The sequence below is a fragment of the Microcoleus sp. BROC3 genome, from assembly GCF_036702515.1.
In the GTDB taxonomy this organism is placed as follows: Bacteria; Cyanobacteriota; Cyanobacteriia; order Cyanobacteriales; family Microcoleaceae; genus Microcoleus.
In genome coordinates this window covers 23,868-43,028 of sequence record NZ_JAUBTQ010000030.1, presented here as the reverse complement: position 1 = coordinate 43,028, position 19,161 = coordinate 23,868, and the positions used below count along the sequence as shown (strand labels likewise).

General features: G+C 44.1%; 19 protein-coding genes. 9 read left to right on the top strand and 10 right to left on the bottom strand.

Features of this window, described 5'->3' with window-relative positions:
* Positions 1-78: 78 nt before the first annotated feature.
* The 5 genes from QUB30_RS19635 to QUB30_RS19615 form a co-directional block, all read right to left on the bottom strand.
* The gene (locus QUB30_RS19635) at positions 79-588 is read right to left on the bottom strand and encodes a GNAT family N-acetyltransferase (protein WP_333336605.1); all 510 of its coding nucleotides are present in this window, start codon (positions 586-588) and stop codon (positions 79-81) included.
* 26 nt (positions 589-614) lie between these two features.
* Positions 615-1,406 (bottom strand): 2OG-Fe(II)-dependent halogenase WelO5 family protein, encoded by a 792-nt coding sequence (locus tag QUB30_RS19630; protein ID WP_333336603.1) that lies wholly within the window; start codon positions 1,404-1,406, stop codon positions 615-617.
* A gap of 67 nt (positions 1,407-1,473) precedes the next feature.
* A complete protein-coding gene (locus QUB30_RS19625; RefSeq protein WP_333336601.1) occupies positions 1,474-1,980 on the bottom strand; it encodes a hypothetical protein in 507 nt (168 codons plus the stop codon).
* 60 nt (positions 1,981-2,040) lie between these two features.
* Positions 2,041-2,838, bottom strand: a complete 798-nt coding sequence (locus tag QUB30_RS19620; protein WP_333336600.1) for a 2OG-Fe(II)-dependent halogenase WelO5 family protein — start codon at positions 2,836-2,838, stop codon at positions 2,041-2,043.
* A gap of 77 nt (positions 2,839-2,915) precedes the next feature.
* Positions 2,916-3,134, bottom strand: a complete 219-nt coding sequence (locus QUB30_RS19615) for a hypothetical protein (protein WP_333336598.1) — start codon at positions 3,132-3,134, stop codon at positions 2,916-2,918.
* Between the two features lie 197 nt (positions 3,135-3,331).
* Between QUB30_RS19615 and QUB30_RS19610 the strand changes: the two genes are divergently transcribed.
* The gene (locus tag QUB30_RS19610) at positions 3,332-4,510 is read left to right on the top strand and encodes an ATP-binding protein (RefSeq protein WP_333336596.1); all 1,179 of its coding nucleotides are present in this window, start codon (positions 3,332-3,334) and stop codon (positions 4,508-4,510) included.
* 6 nt (positions 4,511-4,516) lie between these two features.
* Positions 4,517-4,738, top strand: a complete 222-nt coding sequence (locus QUB30_RS19605; RefSeq protein WP_333336594.1) for a hypothetical protein — start codon at positions 4,517-4,519, stop codon at positions 4,736-4,738.
* Positions 4,739-4,760: 22 nt separating this feature from the next.
* On the opposite strand, the gene QUB30_RS19600 is transcribed toward QUB30_RS19605, so the two are convergent.
* The gene (locus tag QUB30_RS19600; protein WP_333336592.1) at positions 4,761-5,339 is read right to left on the bottom strand and encodes a Uma2 family endonuclease; all 579 of its coding nucleotides are present in this window, start codon (positions 5,337-5,339) and stop codon (positions 4,761-4,763) included.
* A gap of 114 nt (positions 5,340-5,453) precedes the next feature.
* Between QUB30_RS19600 and QUB30_RS19595 the strand changes: the two genes are divergently transcribed.
* The 3 genes from QUB30_RS19595 to QUB30_RS19585 all read left to right on the top strand — a co-directional run bounded on the left by QUB30_RS19595 (position 5,454) and on the right by QUB30_RS19585 (position 7,634).
* A complete protein-coding gene (locus QUB30_RS19595) occupies positions 5,454-6,293 on the top strand; it encodes a Uma2 family endonuclease (RefSeq protein WP_333336590.1) in 840 nt (279 codons plus the stop codon).
* Between the two features lie 76 nt (positions 6,294-6,369).
* Positions 6,370-6,783, top strand: coding sequence for a nuclear transport factor 2 family protein (locus QUB30_RS19590; protein ID WP_333336588.1), 414 nt, complete (start codon positions 6,370-6,372; stop codon positions 6,781-6,783).
* Between the two features lie 362 nt (positions 6,784-7,145).
* Complete coding sequence (locus QUB30_RS19585) at positions 7,146-7,634, top strand: hypothetical protein (RefSeq protein WP_333336691.1); 489 nt, start codon at positions 7,146-7,148, stop codon at positions 7,632-7,634.
* A 123-nt stretch (positions 7,635-7,757) separates the two neighbouring features.
* On the opposite strand, the gene QUB30_RS19580 is transcribed toward QUB30_RS19585, so the two are convergent.
* The 3 genes from QUB30_RS19580 to QUB30_RS19570 form a co-directional block, all read right to left on the bottom strand.
* Positions 7,758-8,426 carry a 2OG-Fe dioxygenase family protein gene (locus QUB30_RS19580; RefSeq protein ID WP_333336586.1) on the bottom strand — a complete coding sequence of 223 codons (669 nt, stop codon included), beginning with the start codon at positions 8,424-8,426 and terminating at the stop codon, positions 7,758-7,760.
* A 188-nt stretch (positions 8,427-8,614) separates the two neighbouring features.
* The gene (locus QUB30_RS19575) at positions 8,615-9,379 is read right to left on the bottom strand and encodes an aldolase/citrate lyase family protein (protein WP_333336584.1); all 765 of its coding nucleotides are present in this window, start codon (positions 9,377-9,379) and stop codon (positions 8,615-8,617) included.
* Between the two features lie 91 nt (positions 9,380-9,470).
* Positions 9,471-9,890 carry a hypothetical protein gene (locus QUB30_RS19570; protein ID WP_333336581.1) on the bottom strand — a complete coding sequence of 140 codons (420 nt, stop codon included), beginning with the start codon at positions 9,888-9,890 and terminating at the stop codon, positions 9,471-9,473.
* Between the two features lie 227 nt (positions 9,891-10,117).
* Here QUB30_RS19570 and QUB30_RS19565 point away from each other — a divergent pair, with 227 nt between their 5' ends.
* Positions 10,118-12,337 (top strand): FAD-dependent oxidoreductase, encoded by a 2,220-nt coding sequence (locus QUB30_RS19565; RefSeq protein ID WP_445300521.1) that lies wholly within the window; start codon positions 10,118-10,120, stop codon positions 12,335-12,337.
* Between the two features lie 750 nt (positions 12,338-13,087).
* On the opposite strand, the gene QUB30_RS19560 is transcribed toward QUB30_RS19565, so the two are convergent.
* A complete protein-coding gene (locus QUB30_RS19560; protein ID WP_333336579.1) occupies positions 13,088-16,114 on the bottom strand; it encodes a CBS domain-containing protein in 3,027 nt (1,008 codons plus the stop codon).
* Between the two features lie 316 nt (positions 16,115-16,430).
* Here QUB30_RS19560 and psbZ point away from each other — a divergent pair, with 316 nt between their 5' ends.
* The 3 genes from psbZ (at position 16,431) to QUB30_RS19545 (ending at position 19,160) form a co-directional block, all read left to right on the top strand.
* Positions 16,431-16,622 (top strand): photosystem II reaction center protein PsbZ, encoded by a 192-nt coding sequence (psbZ, locus tag QUB30_RS19555; RefSeq protein ID WP_333243618.1) that lies wholly within the window; start codon positions 16,431-16,433, stop codon positions 16,620-16,622.
* Between the two features lie 227 nt (positions 16,623-16,849).
* Entirely contained in the window at positions 16,850-17,437 is a 588-nt protein-coding gene (gene ribH / locus QUB30_RS19550) for a 6,7-dimethyl-8-ribityllumazine synthase (protein WP_333336577.1), read from the top strand.
* Positions 17,438-17,921: 484 nt separating this feature from the next.
* Positions 17,922-19,160 carry a sedoheptulose 7-phosphate cyclase gene (locus QUB30_RS19545; protein WP_333336575.1) on the top strand — a complete coding sequence of 413 codons (1,239 nt, stop codon included), beginning with the start codon at positions 17,922-17,924 and terminating at the stop codon, positions 19,158-19,160.
* Position 19,161: the final 1 nt, after the last annotated feature.

Sequence of the window (19,161 nt, the reverse complement as noted above, 5' to 3'; positions counted from 1 at the left end):
GGCAAGCCAGAGCGTACAGCGATCGAATATTCTTGTGAGGAGGCCGGGCCGCCAATATCTAGGAATCGTTAAATAAATTCAGATTAACTTAGACATATACAACTCATCAATATACTCACCATTAATCATTATTGAATCTCGTTTAATTCCCTCTATCATAAAGTCGCATTTTTTATAAAAATTTATGGCTGTTTTATTATGAACCATAACTGTTAACTGTAACCGATGAACCTTGTTATTTATAGCCCATAATTCTAACAACTGCATCAATTGTTTGCCAATACCTTGAGAGCAAAATTTTTGTCTTACTCCTATAACAATATGTATAGTGTGTTTTTGACGATTAACTTGACCACCAAAACCCATCATTATACCTATTAATTGATTGTCTGCATTGGCAGCTACAAATATAACTTGATTGCTGAGATTTTTTAATATTTTTTTTATTTTTATTTGGAGGTCTTTTTTGTTTTTTCTTTCGCCGGGATCATACAACATGAAATCTGTTTCATAATCTAGGTGATTTAGTAGCTCTATAATCTGATCGGCATCATCAAAAATTGCTTGCCTTATAACGACGCTCTGCATTTTATAAATTAATTAAATAACTCAATCTACATAAAGAAAAGTATCTGATTTTTACTATTGATTCCCAAAAAAGACAGGGAAGTTGTCCTGCTTTGATTTCCTTCTGTTCTAAGAATTCGATGATAGTAGTTAGTATTAAAAAGAAGTAGATCGCCTGTTTCCGGAGTAAATTCTATTCGGCTATAACCTTCTACTATTTTTTCGTCAACTCCTGTGCGAATTTTTGGATTTGGGGAAAATTCAAACTCTACATCGTTTTCTCTCGAAGCTCGATTATAAATCTCAAGTTTTCCTCCATATTCAGGTAGTTGTAAATATAGCACGCAAGAAAACTGAACATGAATATCAGCTAAACTCCAGTCATAAGATTCATATTGTACACGATCAACGTGTAATTTACTTCCCTTTGTCTGGATACTAATTACTCCTGGAGCATAATATTGCTGATATTCTGGATCGAAGGCCAGTTGGCAAGGATAGAAATTATAAAGAAGTTCTGCAACTTTTTCGACTGGATCTTTATATTTCCCAAAAAGCCATTTACGAACTTCAATCACTTTAGGCGAACAACTAAAGTAGTATTTTTTCCCATCTGGATGAGAGTGAAATTGAGCAATTGTTTGTCCTATCCTTCCCCATTCAGGCTCCATCCAAAAAAAGCCATGTTCGTGACAACGTTCAGTAATTTCATAACAGGCATCGATAGAATAAAACTGAGGGATACGCAAACCTAATAATTCTGATTTCAAAAGACACCCAACATTAGTTTCCAATTCTGGTGAATCTAGCTTCGTTGAAATAATATAAAAATTAAACATCTATTTGCTCCAAAGTTTCAACAACATAAATAGAAAGTTATCGTATTAATGGCATATCAACGATTAATTATCTACTTGGTGGAAAATGCAAATCTAATAGCTGCTTTCCTGTATCGAATGCTTGCTTTAAAAGTTCAGCATCCTTTTGACCTCGAAGACCTAAATAAGGGAAATGTTGCATATAACCTGCATAAACTTGCATCCCTAGAGGTTTAAGGATGTGACGAAGCCACTTACAGATTAAAGCCTGGAAAGGTTTAGCAAAAAGTAATTCGCAGTCTTCTTGGTACTTGCCTGTGTCAAGAATATGCTGATGCCAAAACATATCCACTCGCTTATTCGGGGCTACCGCTAATTGAGGGTTTTGTCCGTATTTCCAGCATAAAAAAAGATACTGTCTATATTCTATTTCCACTAATCTTGCCTCATGTTCAGACCAGGGTATTCCAGAATCAGGGTCTTTAACTAACTTAAAAAGTATTGGTCTTAAATCGAGTTGTTCTAGCTTTTTGATAAATTGGGCATCATTAGCATCAATATTACTTAGATTGATAGGAAAAATTAGCTTGTTCATAAGTACAGAATTATGAGCGTCATTAAAAGAATAAAAGGAACTTGTATAACTGGCCTCTATCTACACCCAAATCACGAGATTAGAGTCAATTGAGTAGATGGAGGTTAGGTATGCAATTCTGTATTTTTGACCTTCAGAAGGCAAAACTTGATGATAGTAGCAATTAGCAAAGATTATTAGGTCGCCCGCATTTGGTTGAATCAATATATTTTCTCTATTTTGGCAAATTTGCTCTAATAATTTCTCACGCTCATTTGGTTCAAAAGTCACTTCTCGATATCTATCAGATGGCTCCTCTTCTTTGTTAAAAATTTGTAATTCACCCCCTTTTTCAGGGGCTTGTAGATAAAGAACTACGGAAAGTTCATTGATAGGCTTGCATCCAGGTAAAACTGATGGTTGTCGAGAACCATCAATGTGTATTAGTCGGCCCTTCATTTGAGCTTCAATAATACCTGGAGCATAGAAATTTTGATAATTTGCGTCAAAAGCTATTCCACAACTAAATGAATTTTTTAAGAAATTTAATAGCTTATCTTTTGGGTTGTTGTGCCTGCCAAAAATTATGTCAAGATTCATATAAACTTTGCTGATTCGATCAAAATATTCACTTTTACCATTGGGCATAGATAAATGCTCAGAAATGGAAACGCCAATATAACCTAGCGATAAATTATCAAACCATCTGAACCCTATGTGATTGCAGTTGTCAACTATAGACTCAATTTCATGGGCTGCATAAAAATTATTAATTTTGGCAGCAACTATCATCCCAGACAGGAGCTTGTCTATACTATAAGCAATGCTTTTTGAAGAAACTGTCACTGATTCGAGTAAAAAATGTTTTTTATCCATCATTCTCTAAAAAGAGTAACTGAGAGAGGACACTACTAAATCTGTTTTAGTAGTGCCCTCAACTATCGGATTTCTGGGTCTTAAACTTTTGTAGTTGATGAAGATGATGTCTGAACATCTAAGCTAGGACGCTCACCCAAATTCGGGGTAAACATAGGGCAGTTAGAAGGAGTGCAAGAAGAAGCATATTCCCCAGCACGGAGCCAAAACGCATCAAGCTCAATTCGTGGGGGTGTACCATCCTGATTAGACTGATATTCGGGCAAAATGGGACGATTTTCTAAGTCTAAATTCTGCATTATGACTCTCCTAAAAATGTATTCATTTAGTTGCCTATTATAATCACCCTATTCTCTGTATGACCAGATTAAAAAGTACGATAAAGTCAGGATTTTTTTTATTTTATAGGTACTCAGGTATGATTACCTTGTAAAGGTACGGAAAAGTATGATAAATTAAGATAACCTTAAGCTATACTTCAACCAAAACTCAGCCTATGAATAGTGAGGAAATGTTACAGTGGGCGGACGATCTTGTATTTACAAAAGCTGCAAAACACCTAGATTCTCTGCAAATGGCTATCCTAGAAGGGGCTTGGCAAGGATTAAAATATGAAGAAATTGCTAAAAAATGCCATCGCAGTAAGTCCCATGTTAAAAATATAGCTGCCGAATTATGGCAGACTTTATCCGATATGTTAGGAGAAGATATCAATAAGGTGAATGCTCGCTCTATTTTAGAAAGAAAAGCAGTATCTACGATTTACAATTATGGTAAATCTTCACAGATTGTTAGTAGTAACATTAATAGTCATATCAATATCTGTGGTGAAAAAAGGCAAGATCCAGAAGAGGCTAAGCAGCGATCGCCCTTTCCCCCTGAATCTCCCCAAAATCAAGCCCGATCGCCCCTCATCGATTTAACAGACGCACCCGAACTCCCTTACTTTTACGATCGCACCTCAGAACTCTCCACCCTCAAACAATGGATATTACAAGCCCATACCCGCTTGATTACCATCTACGGCTTAAGTGGAATTGGCAAAAGCGCGATCGCCCTCAAACTCATCGAACAAATTCAAACCCAATTTGATTATATTATTTGGTTAAGCCTCACTAACACTCCCGCACTTTCAACCCTCCAAACCGAACTAAAGCAATTTTTTGGGCGATCGCCACAACCCCCATTACCCACAGTCATCGATTATTTTCGATCTTCTCGCTGTTTAGTAATCCTTGATGACGTACAAAATATTTTTAAAAGCAGTCAATTAGCAGGTCAATATTTAGCAGGCTATGAAGACTATGGCAAATTTTTCAAACAAATTGCCACATCCTCTCATCAGAGTTGTTTAATTATCCTCAGTTGGGAACAACCCAGAGAAATTACTGCTTTAGAAGCACTAAACCGACCTGCACGAACTTTACACCTCAAAGGGTTAGGGGAAGAATCGGCAGAAATTATCAGAGAAAAAGGATTAGCAGATGAGCAAAAATGGTCAGACTTGATCGCCCTTTATCAAGGTCATCCTTCCTGGTTAAATATCATAGCTTCAACAATTTTAGAATTCTTTGACGGTAGCGCTTCCCGGTTTTTAACCGATAATAATGATATTTATTTAGGTGACTTAGAAACGATTTTAGAATCTCACTTTGAGCGTTTATCGGAGTCATAAAAAAAGGTGAGCCATTGGTTAGCAAGTCAAGATAAAGCGGTAGATATTTCCCAAGCACCTGCCGATATTGAGTTATCTAAATCAGAATTTTGGCAAGCCATACAATCTTTAGCGCGGCGCGGCTTACTGGAAAAAGTACAAGTAGGAGCGGGAGCGCTATTTTTACTCAATCCTGTATTTCAACAATACATTCAATCCAAGTCAAATCCTAGCAGTATCAAACTGTAACATCGATCGCTCTTCTCAACTTCTACATCGATCGCATAAAAGCATTCACCGCATCATATTGATCTGCCATCCGCGAATAAAACTCGATCGATCGCAAATCCAACTCCGGCAAAAGTTCGCTCTTACTCACCAATTCATACCCCGTAGAACGCAAGCAATAAACCGAAATTACCCCATCCTCCCAGAACCAAACCTCCCGCACACCCACCCGACGATAGATTTCCAGCGTATCAATTCCACCACTTGTAACTGTTATCTCGATCGCCAAATCTGGAACCGACTTGCGCGTACCCAAACAATAAGACTCGTCCGGTTCTTTCCGTGCACCCAACTCCTTCATCCCGATGGTTGTACTGCCGCGTCCGTAGAAACGAATGTCCTTCGTCCGCATATAAACTTCTAAAACCTGACCTAAAGTATTTTTAGGTTCTTCATGAGCATCAGATAAAGGGGCCATAATTTCTAAACACCCATCCAAATAAGTTAAGCGCGCCCCAGTGTCTGCCAAATCAGCATCCAACTTTTCCAGAGTCTCCCATGTCACGTTTGACAGGAAAGCCGCACCTGTACCCAATCCTGCTTTAGAAATTGCGACAACCATTTGACTTACCTTTTACGATCGCTTTTCCATATTAGCGAATATTAGCTAAAGTTTCAAATCAGATTGCTCTAAAATTTCGCAGTACAATTAACAATAACTGCAAGGAAAACGACGATGAATGAGATAATAACTGCTACAGGTCTGCCTCCTGCATTCCCCGATCATACCCAATTGCCAGACGAAGACGGTACATTTGTGAAAAATTTTCAGGAGCATCCCCAGAGCATCATTCTGACAGATTCGATCGGGCCGATTGTAGAGCGACTGCATCCAGACGGACAATATGCGATCGGGCAAGATTGCGGCATTTACTGGCGAGAAACTGACCCGCCAGAGCGAGGTGCAGAAGCACCGGATTGGTTTTACGTGCCGAATGTACCGGCAACACTTGACGGTTTTCGCCGTTCTTATGTACTTTGGCGGGAACACATGGCTCCGTTCATTGCTTTAGAATTTGCTAGCGGTAATGGAGATGAAGAGCGCGATCGTACTCCCTTGACTGTGGCCGCTGACGGTACCACCACTAAACCCGGTAAGTTTTGGGTGTACGAGAGAATTATCCGCATTCCTTACTACGGCATTTATGAAATGAGAACTGGCAATTTAGAAGTCTATCACCTAATAGATTTTGTGTATCAAAGGATGGAGCCAAACGAACGCGGTCACTATCCCATTCCTGTACTAGATGTAGAATTGGGACTGTGGCAGGGAAGCTATCAAAATCAAGAACTGCTTTGGCTGCGGTGGTGGGATTCGCAGGGGAATTTGCTGTTAACTGGCTCCGAACAAGTTGAAATTGAGCGGGCTAGAACCGAACAAGAACGGGAAAGAGCCGAACAAGAACGGGAAAGAGCTGAACAAGAACGGGAAAGAGCCGAACAAGCAGAGCGAAAAGTTACGCAGTTAGCCGATCGACTGCGAGCAATGGGAATCGATCCCGATGCTGAGGATTGATATCAAATTCCCAAAACTCTCTCTGTAGCGCTAGCATCCCGCACCTGATCTTTTACAATCACAAAAAACCAAGCTGATGGAAACTAAACCACCTCTACCGCCCTTTACGCTGGCAACAGCTAAAGCCAAAGTTCAAGCTGCTGAAGATGCCTGGAATACCCGCGATCCAGAACGAGTAGCCTTAGCTTATACGGAAGATTCTCAGTGGCGAAACCGTGCCGAATTCTTCAGCGGACGGGAAGAAATTAAGGCTTTTTTAAGACGAAAATGGGCAAAGGAATTAGATTACCGTTTAAAGAAAGAACTGTGGAGTTTTACAGACAATCGAATTTCTGTTCGATTTGAGTATGAGTGGCACGATGATTCTGGCTACTGGTATCGCGCCTATGGTAATGAACAGTGGGAATTTGCAGAAAATGGGTTAATGCGAAGACGTGAAGCTAGCATTAATGATGTTCCCATTCAAGAGTCTGAACGGAAGTTTCGATAAGATTTATCTGTGAGTTGCTAGAGGCATAAACCTGGCTTTTTAGGAAAATACGCAGGTTTGTAGTCAGGACTTGAGTCATGATTGACTAAACGCCAGAAAGACGAATAAAGTCCTCACTACTAACGAAAGGTTTGTAGTAAGGACTTGAGTCATGATTAGAACTCTTGCAAAAATACAAGGCACCCCACCCCAACCCTCCCCTTGAATCAGGGGACGAGGCAAGATTATTCTTGTTTCCCTCCTTAATAAGGCGGGACTTGCGGGGGGTGAATTTGACTTTTGCCAGAACTCTAAAGAAGTTTATAGAGCATCTGCGATCGTGTAGAATCTGAAAAAACAATTTTAATGGAGTTTTGTTGCAAATGAAATTTTTGGCGATCGAAACACTAATTGTTAGTTCTATCCTTCTGTCAATCTCATCATTGTCCTCTGCTCAAAGTAATCAACAGAACTCTACAATTCTACCCACAGGAGCTTACTACGCTCAAGGAACAATGTTCAATAACTCCCGTAGAGAGATTGCCCATCAAAACAATAGAATCTGCATCAAGATCGTCGATGGCCCTGCAAGTCCCTACAAAGGCGTCGAATCTATCACAATTAGCAGCGTGTCTTTGGAAAATGGGAAATACTATATTGATGCAACTGGCACGGAGCTAGTATTAAAAAACAATGGAAAAGCATTCTCTGGCGACATTCGCGGTACATGGGAGTATAGAGGTATCTCCCCCGATCGAAGGAGTCAACCCATACAAGCTGAAAAAATGGCAGAATGTGTAGCTGCTCAAGGACGATATGTGCAGAAGATGGAAGGAATATCCATTTCAGGAATCGATTTTCCCAAGCATTAAGCACGATCGAGATGGGTGGGGGCGAAACCAAAAGGTGCTCTGTGAGATGCAGTAATCGGTAATCGAAGTAAGGTGCGGAGTACGCACCCTACTTCATTAGGTTATGCGTCCAAGACTGTATCCTCAATCGCAAAGCAAACTCGGAGAAGTCAGCACAAAGACATCCCTGGTTCCCACCCCTTCAGATTCCGGTTTAATCGGCGTAGTAAAGTGGAAAAACTCGTGGTCGTTAACTAACAGCAATTCTCCCGGATGCAGAATTTTATTAAAAACAGGCTTCTCTTTTTTAGCCAAGTACAAATGCGTTTCCCCGCCTACAATATTAGTTCTGTCAACCGAGAAAATCCCGATAAAGTCAGTACCGTCTTGGTGAATGCCTTCCGGCGCGGGGTTGCCGAAATTGTGCGGCGAACAAGTCGTCCTGATTTGATGGATGCCGATTTCAGCTTCCGGGTGAATTTTGCAGGAATCGAAAAAAGCAAAAATCATCTGTTTGAAATTATCGAGGGCAATTAGCCGATCGTCCAATTCGGCAAATTCCCGCCTGATATCACCCACTAGCGGATTGTATGTTTTGCTTTGATACAAATAGCCGTGAGGTAACTTAACTAACTCAGTCCCGTTGACTGCAAACCGCGACAATCTTCTCGAACGATACTTACCTTTCACATACGGATCGACAGGCATATCGTCAAAAAATTCCTTGAAACCTTCTAGCTTAATCGAGTTTACTTTTTTGAAAGTAAACATGAAGGCATAATCCAAATGAATGGATTCTAATACGGTTTTCATAGATTTTACTCCCTGAAGCCTTGCTCCCCTCTCTAATTTAGCCTTGAGGAGGTGTATGCTTCTACTCTAGCGCAGGTTTTTTGTATGTGTCGTAAAAGACACTACAAAAATTGCAAAGATATCGTAAAGCTTGCAAGATGAATCCGGGGGCTTGTTCTTCTTTTAATCCAAAATCCAAAATCCAAAATCTAAAATCGATCGACTGCTTTCACCAGCGACTGACAGGCCCGCAGGAAAACGGCAACATCGACCCCAAGTGCGACGTACTGAACGCCAGCATCAATCCACTGCTGGGCGATTTCGGGGTTTTCGGCAAAAGTACCGGCGGCTTTGCCTGCTTTGCGGATGGTTTGGACTGCCTCCTGCATCATGTCGATGACTCGGGGATCGCGGACTTGGCCGGGAATGCCGATCGACTGTGACAGATCGTAAGGCCCTAGAAAAATCACGTCCACCTCTGGGACAGTCACTATTTCTGCCAGGTTGTCGATGCCAGCTTTGCCTTCGACATGAATCACAACTAAGGATTCTTCGTTGAGTCGATCGGTGATATTTGTACCTGCGGCGGTGTAAAGTCCGGCCCGCGTAGCGAAGGAAAGGCCTCGCGTGCCCAGAGGACTGTATTTAGCGCTTTTGACAGCGGTTTCGGCATCGATTTTGCTTTCAATTTGAGGTACTTGAACGCCTGCACTGCCGATGTCGAGAGCTCGTTGAATTTGCGGCCCGTCGTTTTTGCGGACGCGAACAATCGGTGCAATGCCGGTACAGTCGGCGGCGCGACACAAATCTTCAGCAGCAAGCGGGTTCAGGGGGCCGTGTTCCATGTCGATAACGGCGAAATCAAATCCAGCGTGACCGCAGATTTCCATGAATGCGGGATAAGCGCAGTTCATAAATAAACCGAGGACTGTTTCGCCTTGTTTAATTTTTTGTTTGAGTTTGTTTTGACGCATGGGTAATCCCGGAAAGTCTAGTTTTTTGTACCGCAGGTGAAGCCAGATTGTTTTTAATAATACAGCTCAAATATTGTCGCGATAAATTACTTTATGTTAAGAGAATTGATAAAAATTTTATAGCTGCTTTTGCTTCTATTTTAAATGGAATCAAGCACAAAAGCCAGCCACAAACAAACATTCCTAAAATTGGTAAAAATATTGGTCCCACGGAGGGTTCGACTAACCAAGCAAATAAAGAAAACATTCCTATACTGCCAGTTGTCCACAGCCAAAGAATCAAAAATCCTATGACTATTTTATGTAAAGTCATCCTAATTTTGATGGAACAACCGAACTGTTGAGCTTGTATATCTCCTTGTATAATTGGGAACAATAAATTTCGACCGATGATGATGCGATTGATTTTGAAGGTTTTGCCATAAATCGTTCCTTCATAGGGTTTCGCAGGTGGCGGCCCAAAGGGTATAATTATTCTAAAAACTTTGGGAGGAGTAACAACTTCGTCCAACCTGCGTAAAACTTCCGAAAAAGTTAAACTCGTGGTAATTGTTAAACTCTCAAAAGGAATCAATGACCTAAAAATTTTGACGATTTTGAGCATAAGGTAGATCCGGCTGTTCAATAGTTGTTGCTGGTATTAATGCCTCTTCTCTAAAAAAGTTTTCCCTGACAACACAGCGAAATACCAGTATACTGCAAAATAAACATTTAGATGGCACGAGTGTTTTTGGCGCTATGTCAAAATTAATTCCACAATCTCTGATGAAACTTAGACAGTATCTATTTTTGCTCAAAGGTCGATCGATCCTTAGCCTCACCCTCGGCATAATTTCCGCGATAGGGAGCACTTCGCCAGTATTTGCCGCACCTCCCCGCAATCCCGACACTGCTGAAACTTGCGACATTCTAGTAGCAGGCGGCGGGCTCGCGGGCGCTGCTACCGCTTACGAAGGTTTGCTGGCGGGGCGCACAGTTTGCCTGACTGAAATTACTGACTGGGTAGGCGGTCAAATTTCCTCCCAGGGAACTTCCGCACTCGATGAAAGAGAGACTCAGCGATCGCTCTTATTTTACCCCCGCGGCTACCTCGAATTGCGGGGGCGCATTAAGGAACATTACGGCCGGCTAAATCCCGGAGGCTGTTGGGTTAGCTATTCGTGTTTCATGCCCTACGACGGTCACAAAATTCTATTTAACATCTTGCAGGATGCCGCTAGAAAAGGCAAAGGCACGCTGAAATGGTTTCCCAATACAGTTATTAAAGAACTGGCTATTACTCCTGCTGTTACGGGGAATACGGTTGGGGGTCAACAAATTAAAAGTGCGATCGCCATTCAACATAAACCTGCGGCCAACACGCCACCACTCAACACCGAAACTCTTTCTCAAACTATCGAAGATGCCTATCGCTACGAAAATTCTCCGCGATTTAACAAAACTATTATTCGGTTTATTTCTAAAGCATCTGGAACCCCCCCTAACCCCCCCTTGCCAAGGGGGGGGAATTCCACAAGTTCCCCCCCTTTACAAGGGGGGAATTCCACAAGTTCCCCCCCTTTACAAGGGGGGAATTCCACAAGTTCCCCCCCTTTACAAGGGGGGGCTAGGGGGGGTGCTGATTGGTACGTTGTAGATGCCACTGAAACAGGCGAATTGATCGGACTTGCGGATGTTCCTTACCGCCTCGGAATTGACCCGCGTTCCCCTCTCGAACCTTCCTCAGCCAGCCCCACAGGCGACGCTTACTGCACTCAAGGTTTTACCTACACCTTTGCGATGCAGGCAACGAAGGAACCGCAGCAGCATCAAGTGCCGTCTTTTTATCAACAATATGCTCCTTACTACAGCTACGAATTGCAGAGATTGGCGAGCTTTCCCTTAGTTTTCACCTACCGCCAAATCAGGAGCATGAGACCCGATAAAAAGCGACCTTCAGACCCGAAGCAATTCCCCATTTATCCGGGGGATATATCGATGCAAAACTGGACTTGGGGCAATGACTATCGTCCAGGTTCTGCTGAGGATAATTTAATTTATTCTCGCGCGCAGTTGGAAGCGGCAGGTCAATTGCAACCGGGGGGATGGATGGGCGGTTTGCGAACGGAAACTTTGCGAAAGGGAGAGGAAAATGCCAAAGGATTTTTCTACTGGCTGGTAACAGGAACTACTGACTCGCAGCTAGGAGATGGAGTCAAAAAGCCTCATCCAAACAATCGTTTTTTGAGCGGGTTAGATTCGCCGATGGGGACGGTACACGGACTTTCTAAATATCCTTATATGCGGGAGGGGAGGCGCATTATTGGGCGGCCGAGTTTCAATCAGCCTCAAGGTTTTACGGTGTGGGAAGTTGATATGTCTCGCACTGACTTTACGGCTGATTTTTATCGCCAGAATTTGTCAGAGGAAGAGTATCGCAACTTGTGGTTGGCTGTGGGTGGTTTGAACGCGCCGGCTTTGGCCGTGGGAAGTCAATCTGTTGAGGATACAAAATCGCGATCGCGCGCTACGATTTATCCTGATTCTGTGGGTATCGGTCATTATGCGATCGACTTTCACCCCTGCATGACTAACAGTCCGCCGGAAGCACCGGGAAATACCGAACGGGAAGGCACTCGCAAAGCTCAAGGTCAAGCTTATCCGTTCCAAATTCCGCTGCGGGCAATGATTCCTCAGAAAATTGACAATATGTTAGTGGCGGGTAAAAGTATTGCTGTTAGCCACACAGCAGCCGCTGCTTATCGAGTGCATTCTTTTGAATGGTCTGCCGGTGCGGCGGCGGGAGTTACGGCTGCTTTTTCCCTAGAAAAGGGGATTATACCTTATGAATTAGTGGACGAATTGCCATCCCGCGAGCCGAACTTGGAAGTGTTGCAGTTGCGGTTGCAACAAAATAAGAATCCGATCGCATTTCCGGGTACTTCTATTTTCAATAGTTCGTGGCAAAACTGGAAATAATCGCAGTTGGTAATCTCAATAGCCACAAGACGAGAAATCATATCAATTCCGGTAACACCGGAATGACTGTTGACTGGGGGTCTAAAAACTGAATAGTTGAGTGTTAACTGTTGACTCGATTTTATGATTCCGATGCAGTCGGAAACGATATCATGGGGCGATGGTGGTAAAAGATCCCAAATCCATATCGCACAGCGCTTACGCTTACAGCAATAGACTCCAAATTGGTTCTACAGCAGATTCCACGTTTATGAAGTACACCCAGATTGCTCTTCTATTGCCGTAGGGACACGGCACTGCCGTGTCCCTACCTCTGTTGTGTACCTCACTAACCTGAAAAGTGCTGTATCTGAGATGTTGCACCATTGTCAATAAGCCTTTTATGAATTGGCATCCGGCCCGTGAAGCGAGAAAATCTACTCTTCGCGGAACGGGCCGGAAAGCCTGTGAAGCGAGAATGGTGCAAGATGCGACTTCTATAGAAAAAATAACGCGCTGATGACGCACCTTAGGATCGCGAATTAAATAATTTACACTCTTGAAAGTGGGGTGGGCTCTCGTAGCCCGCCCTTTCTGGACGGGCTACGAGAGCCCATCCCACAAGAACATCACGCATTGTAAGTTATTTAATTCTCATTCCTTATACCATTTCTCTAAAATCGTGCAACACTCTTCGACCCCCCCTAGCCCCCCCGCTGCATTGCGGGGGGAACAAGAATACTGTTGCATTCTTTTTTAAAATTGGTATTGCTAAGTTTGAGGATAACGTTCTGCTAAGAAAGAGATAGCAGCAGCCCGATCGCCCAAATCGCCATCCAACCTCGCAGCCAACAAATCATCCAACATTCGTTTAAACCCAGGCCCGGGCTTATAGCCCAAAGCCTTCAAATCGTTGCCATTTAAAGGCGGCTCAACATTCGCCCACCTGGTAAGATATTCCCAAATTTGACGGCGGAATTTTCGCGGACTTTGTATGGCGATCGCAATTAACACCGCCAATTCATAATTCCTCAACAGCAACACCAATTGACTCGGCAACTCGCACTTAGGCAAATTCTCTGCTAACTGATTCTTTCCGGCTTCCAAAACTTCCAGCCGCTTAATGCTGTCAGCGGGTAACTGAAGATTTGCAGCCACCTTGCCGCGATATTCCGGTGCTAAGTAAGCTATCAAAACTTCCAGCCGCATCTGCCAATCGGGAATATTGATAATGGGGAATGGGGAATGGGGAATGGGGAATGGGGAATGGGGAATGGGGAATGGGGAATTGTCTCTTCCTTCTTCCTTCTTCCTTCTTGTCTCTTCCTTCTTCCTTCTTCCGACAGACATCGGACTGACATCCGTTACAGAATCCGTTGCCGAACTTCCGACAGACATCGGACTGACATCCGTTACATCCGTTACAGAATCCGTTGCCGAACTTCCGACGGACATCGGACTAACATCCGTTACATCCGTTACAGAATCCGTTGCCGAACCTTCCTTCTTCCTTCCATTCAAACACCGATCGAGCAAACGCAGTTGCCGCCACAACTCCCGATCCAACTCCAAACTAGGATGAATGCAGCGCAAAGCCTGCAAATCTCCCAGCATTTGCAAAGCAACTTTCCAGTAAGGAGCTTGCAAAATGTATTTTAATTCGCTTTTGAGCCGAGTTTCCAAAGCCGGAGCTCGGCCGTTTTCCCCCTGAATTCGGTAATAAATCCCGCTGGCCAAAGCGTGGCGGATGTATCCTTCCGTCTGCGGCTCAATTTCAAATCCCAAGCGCACCGCAAACCGCACAGCGCGATAAATTCGCGTCGGATCTTCGATAAAACTGTTGGCGTGCAAAACTCGAATTTGCTTCGCTTCCAAGTCCAGCAAACCGCAAAAAAAATCTAACAATTCGCCGCTGCGAGGAACACCCAACCGCACAGCCAGGGCATTAATAGTAAAATCCCTGCGGTACAAATCTTGGCGAATCGAACTCGCTTCAACTTCAGGATTTGCAGCCGGATAAGGATAAAATTCAGTACGAGCAGTCGCGATATCCACCCACAGGGAGCCGAAAGGAGAGTCTTTGTGCCACAAAAGTGCGGCGGTTTGAAATTGACCGTGAACGTCTAAACGCGATCCCGGGTATAGTTTTTGCAGCGATGAAGCTAACTCGACACCTGCACCGGAATCGTCGGAACCGCACTTTCCATCCACAACCAAATCAATATCAGTTAGCGCCAGTGTATCATCGGTCGCTAAGAGTAAATCCCGGACTGCTCCGCCAACCAGATAAAGTTGCCAGCCGCTATTTTGGGCAAGATTGGCCGCGATCGACAATAATTGCCATAATTCGGGACTGATGCGCGATCGCAACAACTGCTCAACCGATTCGGGCATGACACAATAAGACAATTCTGCATTGCTTCCCCTGTCTCGCGCTTTTTGCTGGTGCAATTCCCGCAACACGTCAGTGCGAGTCACAATTCCTACAAGTTGACCGTTTTCCAATACCGGCAAGCGCCCGATATCGTATGTCACCATTAAAGATTCAATTTCCGGCAGCAAGGTATCTGGGGCGATCGTTTTTAACTGCGGACTCATGTAACCCTTGACGGGGGCGTGGCTGAAACCGTGGTGCAGCGCAATGTCAATGTCGCGGCGCGAGATAATGCCGACGAGCCGATCCGCCGCATCCACAACAGAAAGCCCGGAATGTCCGTAACGTAGGAGTATACGATGAGCTTCCCCCACTGATGTTTCCGGGCGAATGCTCCGCACTGGAGACGACATTAATTCGCGGGCTGTGGGAGGGTGGGGAATTTGAGTTTTGAGTTCGTCAGCTAACTGATTTAAAGTCAGCAGGGCATCAACATCGCGGGTGGCGAGGGAAGCAGCGCGGGCGTGGCCTCCGCCGCCGAGGGGTTGGAACAATTCGCTGAGGTTTGTTCCTTCGATGCGCGATCGACCGATAATAGTTAATCGATTGGAAACTGGCGACTCGGGATCGATGTTGCGGTTGTTTTCGTTTTCGCCAAATTTATAAACATTACCTAAAAGCAGAGCATCGGTTTCAGTTAAATCGAGCAAGCGAGAAGCCAGCGAAGAAAGCCCCGGAACATAAGCTTCAGTAGATAACAGCACCCAGGCTATGCTGTAACCGTGCAAAATTTCCGATCGCAAATTATTCAGCGCTTCTCTCAGCAAATCTTGCAATTGAGGAGACAAACCGGGTTCTACATATTCAGCTATTACCCGCAAACTCGCTCCCTGTTCCATCAACCACGCCAAAGCTATTGCATCTCGCGCAGTTGCGCCCTCAAAGGTAAGGGAACCTGTATCGACGTGGATGCCGAGGGCCATTACTGTTGCTTCCGAAGGGAGAAGCCGGAATGGTGTGTCGCTGTTTTCTGCTTGATTTTTGAGTTTTTCGACAATTAATGTCGTGCTAGCTCCGACTGCTTCGATCTGCGTAACAGTAGCGGGGATGTCTAAATCGGCCTGTAGGTGATGGTCAAAAACCGCTATTTCGTTGAGGTGTGGCAAATCCAGCCACTCGGCGGCTTTTCCCAAGCGATCGCGCTGGGAGGCATCAACTATAGTAATCGATCGAATTTGTTGCGGATTGACCGATCGGCGTTCAATCAGTGGGTACTCGTCGCGGTGTAGCGCCAAAAAATCCCGCACCGTCGGGTGACACCCGCCTGTCAAAACGATCCTACTACCGGGGCGCAGCACGCAAAGTCCCACCGCCGCCCCCAAGGCGTCAAAATCTGCTGTTGTGTGGCACAAAACTAAGTCCATAGCCGAAAATCCCCCATCTCTAACTCAAACAGTAGCAATTTCTCGCCCTCTGAAACCGGATGTGTCGATCGGGCTTTAAGTTAACCTTTCCAGTTTTCTGTGCTGTAACGAACAATGATAAAATTGATAAAAATCTTAAGAGCCGCTGACGCCTGTTCGCGCAACGCCCGAATTTGCACTGGTTCTTTCGTATCAATCAACCGGCAATTTCTCGATCGACTATCGGGAAACTGTCAAAAACTAGAATTTGGAAGATTTTTTTCGGTTCTGGGAAACTATTTCCGATCAACGCACGGTTATATCGAAAGGAGAAAAGATGTTATCAATTCTGTTTCAACTGGTTTTACTTGCTCTGGTACTGCTGTCTTTTGTGATGGTCGTTGGCGTGCCAGTTGCTTATGCCTCTCCCCAAAACTGGAATCAGTCTAAATCCCTGATTTATGCCGGGTCTGGTCTCTGGTTTTTGCTGGTTATTGCAGTGGGTGTATTGAACTTTTTAGTCGTTTAATTTCACCCAACCCTATCGAATAAAGAAGGTAAAAGATAGAAGGATGAAGGCATTCACCAGCGATTGAAAGGCATTCGGCATTCGGCAGAAGCTAGGATTATTCTAAACCGCGCGACACTGTATGTTTTTGCACTTGAGATTCAGATGAGATGCTGCTACTTTCTGACTTTTGCCTTCTCACAAACAAAAATCTAAAATCTAAAACCTAAAATCTAAACTAGAACACTATGACTGTTTTCGAGGGAACTTTTACTCAAACAGAATCTTTGCGGTTTGCTATAGTCATCGGTCGTTTTAACGATTTGGTTGTAAACAAACTTTTGGAAGGGTGTCAAGATTGTTTGAAACGCCACGGAGTTGATATCAATCCTCACGGTAATCAAGTTGATTTTTATTGGGTTCCGGGATGTTTTGAGATTCCTTTGATTGCTCGTCAAGCTGCTCTTTCTCGCCGCTACGATGCGGTAATTTGTCTGGGTGCGGTAATTCGGGGCCAAACTCCTCATTTCGATTTTGTGGCTGGTGAGGTTGCTAAGGGAATTGCTGCTGCTGCTTTTCAGACAGGGGTGCCGGTGATTTTTGGGGTGGTGACGACTGACACGATGCAGCAAGCTTTGGAAAGGGCTGGAATTAAAAGCAATTTGGGCTGGAATTATGCGATGAGTGCTTTGGAAATGAGCACTTTGATGCGTCAAGTTAATGGTTTGGGCGTAAACTCTTACGGTCAATTAGCTAGTGGGTCTGCTGGTCAAGTGCTGTCGGGCGAAGCAAATCTGGCTATAGCCCCGGATGTATCGTCAGATCGAATACTGTAATTTCTACAAAGCATATTTTGCCAAGAATGACCACAATTCCAAATATAGATTTTGACAAGTGGCAGCATTTGATTCACTTCCTGTTCTGGAACAGACATACCTTCTCAAAGACCGAGCTCCTCCTAAACTTTTGAATAATGTGGAATTGCTAGATTATCGTCTATTCCCTAAGAGGTATTATGGAATTTTGGTGTTGAATCAGGTTGAATAAATATCTGAAATCCGCTATGTTAACTTAGGTGTAAGTATTGAGGTTCTCTAAACTCGCTCCTAGCAGGGATTTCAGTATAAATGCTGTAGGATCAGTAATTAACCTCTTCTTAATAAACAGCTCTGAAAACAACTTTCTAGATGAGTTGAGATTATATCGAATGACAATTTTGTCAAGCGAATGCCTAGAAAGCTTTCCTGCAAAAGGATTCAGCGTTTTTGCTACTACCTGAATACTTACAGTTACTTATCAACATGAAAGTGCAAAAATTTTATGGGTGACATTCAAGCTACCTTTACATCTACCGATCGAGCTTTTCAGATTGAGGGGTACGAAAAAATAGATTTCAGCCTGCTATACGTCGATGGTGCTTTCAAGCTGGAGAATCCTGAGATTGCGGATAGTTACCGCCAATTCGGTCGCTGTTTAATGGTTGTAGATGAAACAGTCTACGGTCTGTACGGTGCACAGATGGAGGATTATTTCAAGCATCACGAGATAGATTTAACAGTCTTTCCAGTTAATATCAAGGAACCTGATAAGACGTTAAAAACTTTTGAAAGCATCATAGATGCCTTCGTTGATTTCGGGCTCGTGCGGAAGGAGCCTGTTTTGGTAGTGGGTGGTGGATTGACTACTGACGTAGCTGGTTTTGCCTGCTCATCCTATCGCCGTCGGACTAACTACATTCGCGTACCGACAACCTTAATTGGGCTAATTGATGCCAGTGTGGCAATCAAAGTAGCTGTGAACCACGGCAAGCTGAAAAACCGCCTCGGCGCTTACCACGCTTCGCAGAAAGTAATTTTAGACTTCTCTTTCCTGAAAACTCTGCCGATCGACCAAATACGAAACGGCATGGCAGAGTTAATTAAGATCGCCGTAGTAGGTAACAAAGAAATCTTCGAGTTGTTAGAAAACTACGGCGAAGCATTGCTGCACAGTCATTTTGGTTATTTAGACGGCACATCTGAACTGCGCGAAGTGGCACATCGGTTAACCTACAACGCGATTCAGTCAATGCTGGCCCTAGAAGTACCAAACCTGCACGAGCTAGATTTGAATCGGGTGATTGCCTACGGTCACACCTGGAGTCCGACGCTGGAACTAACGCCGGAAATTCCGATGTTCCACGGCCACAGTGTCGCCATCGATATGGCTTTTTCGGCGACTATTGCCCAACAGCGGGGCTACATTTCGATCGCCGATCGCGATCGCATCTTAAGATTGATGAGCCGCCTCGGACTAGCGATAGACAGCCCTTATCTGACATCAGAACTGCTCTGGAAAGCCACAACATCGATCAGTCGTACCCGCGACGGTCTTCAGCGTGCTGCGGCTCCATGCCCCATTGGCGACTGCTTTTTCATGAATGATTTGACTCGAACTGAGTTGGATAAAGCCCTACTGGTTCATCGAGAAATCTGTCAGGGCTACCCGCGCCGCGGCGATGGCGAGGATATGTATGTGGTATTGCAGAAAGTTGCAACTCGTTCCACAGCCGGGGTATGAC

Excerpts from the sequence above, each read along its gene's own strand:
- QUB30_RS19635 (WP_333336605.1), bottom strand. The coding sequence starts at position 588 with ATGCAGAGCGTCGTTATAAGGCAAGCAATTTTTGATGATGCCGATCAG.
- QUB30_RS19630 (WP_333336603.1), bottom strand. The coding sequence starts at position 1,406 with ATGTTTAATTTTTATATTATTTCAACGAAGCTAGATTCACCAGAATTG.
- QUB30_RS19625 (WP_333336601.1), bottom strand. The coding sequence starts at position 1,980 with ATGAACAAGCTAATTTTTCCTATCAATCTAAGTAATATTGATGCTAAT.
- QUB30_RS19620 (WP_333336600.1), bottom strand. The coding sequence starts at position 2,838 with ATGATGGATAAAAAACATTTTTTACTCGAATCAGTGACAGTTTCTTCA.
- QUB30_RS19615 (WP_333336598.1), bottom strand. The coding sequence starts at position 3,134 with ATGCAGAATTTAGACTTAGAAAATCGTCCCATTTTGCCCGAATATCAG.
- QUB30_RS19610 (WP_333336596.1), top strand. The coding sequence starts at position 3,332 with ATGAATAGTGAGGAAATGTTACAGTGGGCGGACGATCTTGTATTTACA.
- QUB30_RS19600 (WP_333336592.1), bottom strand. The coding sequence starts at position 5,339 with ATGGTTGTCGCAATTTCTAAAGCAGGATTGGGTACAGGTGCGGCTTTC.
- QUB30_RS19595 (WP_333336590.1), top strand. The coding sequence starts at position 5,454 with ATGAATGAGATAATAACTGCTACAGGTCTGCCTCCTGCATTCCCCGAT.
- QUB30_RS19590 (WP_333336588.1), top strand. The coding sequence starts at position 6,370 with ATGGAAACTAAACCACCTCTACCGCCCTTTACGCTGGCAACAGCTAAA.
- QUB30_RS19585 (WP_333336691.1), top strand. The coding sequence starts at position 7,146 with ATGAAATTTTTGGCGATCGAAACACTAATTGTTAGTTCTATCCTTCTG.
- QUB30_RS19580 (WP_333336586.1), bottom strand. The coding sequence starts at position 8,426 with ATGAAAACCGTATTAGAATCCATTCATTTGGATTATGCCTTCATGTTT.
- QUB30_RS19575 (WP_333336584.1), bottom strand. The coding sequence starts at position 9,379 with ATGCGTCAAAACAAACTCAAACAAAAAATTAAACAAGGCGAAACAGTC.
- QUB30_RS19565 (WP_445300521.1), top strand. The coding sequence starts at position 10,118 with ATGTCAAAATTAATTCCACAATCTCTGATGAAACTTAGACAGTATCTA.
- QUB30_RS19560 (WP_333336579.1), bottom strand. The coding sequence starts at position 16,114 with ATGGACTTAGTTTTGTGCCACACAACAGCAGATTTTGACGCCTTGGGG.
- psbZ (WP_333243618.1), top strand. The coding sequence starts at position 16,431 with ATGTTATCAATTCTGTTTCAACTGGTTTTACTTGCTCTGGTACTGCTG.
- ribH (WP_333336577.1), top strand. The coding sequence starts at position 16,850 with ATGACTGTTTTCGAGGGAACTTTTACTCAAACAGAATCTTTGCGGTTT.
- QUB30_RS19545 (WP_333336575.1), top strand. The coding sequence starts at position 17,922 with ATGGGTGACATTCAAGCTACCTTTACATCTACCGATCGAGCTTTTCAG.